This is a genomic window from Vibrio thalassae (assembly GCF_900089835.1).
GTDB classification, from domain to species: Bacteria; Pseudomonadota; Gammaproteobacteria; order Enterobacterales; family Vibrionaceae; genus Vibrio; species Vibrio thalassae.
On sequence record NZ_OANU01000188.1, the window covers coordinates 1 to 940 of the forward strand.

Sequence of the window (940 nt, forward strand, 5' to 3'; positions counted from 1 at the left end):
TCTTTTCGCCTTTCCCTCACGGTACTGGTTCACTATCGGTCAGTCAGTAGTATTTAGCCTTGGAGGATGGTCCCCCCATATTCAGACAGGATATCACGTGTCCCGCCCTACTCGATTTCACTGATGATGAGATGTCGACTACGGGGCTATCACCCTGTATCGCGGCACTTTCCAGAGCCTTCGTCTGTCTCATTAAAAGCTTAAGGGCTAGTCCAATTTCGCTCGCCGCTACTTTCGGAATCTCGGTTGATTTCTCTTCCTCGGGGTACTTAGATGTTTCAGTTCCCCCGGTTCGCCTCACTAACCTATGTATTCAGTTAGTGATAACTGCTTATGCAGTTGGGTTTCCCCATTCAGGAATCTCAGACTCACCGGTTTTTACTACCTAATCTGAGCTTATCGCAAGTTAATACGCCTTTCATCGCCTCTGACTGCCAAGGCATCCACCGTGTACGCTTAGTCACTTAACCATACAACCCCAAAGGGTCTTTCTATTTGTCTTCACTTTTGAAAAGTGAAAGCAAACGGTCAAACAACCAAAGTTGTCTGCATTTTTATACATGTGCAGACTCGATTTTGCCGGACTCAAATTCCAAGAACACTTGAATGTGTGTTGGTACCTACATCTTTCGATATAGGATTTGAGAACTTTTAATAGATAACAATTAATCAAATTGTTATCTGTCAGCTTTCCAAATTGTTAAAGAGCTATGCTCCGGGCCTAAAACCCAAACCATCAATCTGTGTGAACACTCATCGCAATAATCTTTCGTATAAGGAGGTGATCCAGCCCCAGGTTCCCCTAGGGCTACCTTGTTACGACTTCACCCCAGTCATGAACCACAAAGTGGTGAGCGTCCTCCCGAAGGTTAAACTACCCACTTCTTTTGCAGCCCACTCCCATGGTGTGACGGGCGGTGTGTACAAGGCCCGGGAACGT

General features: G+C 46.1%; 2 rRNA genes. Both read right to left on the minus strand.

From position 1 onward, the window contains the following. Window positions 1–470, minus strand: a 23S ribosomal RNA gene (locus tag VTH8203_RS23620); the annotation flags it as partial. Between the two features lie 304 nt (window positions 471–774). Beyond that, window positions 775–940: ribosomal RNA gene (locus tag VTH8203_RS23625) — 16S ribosomal RNA — on the minus strand; the annotation flags it as partial.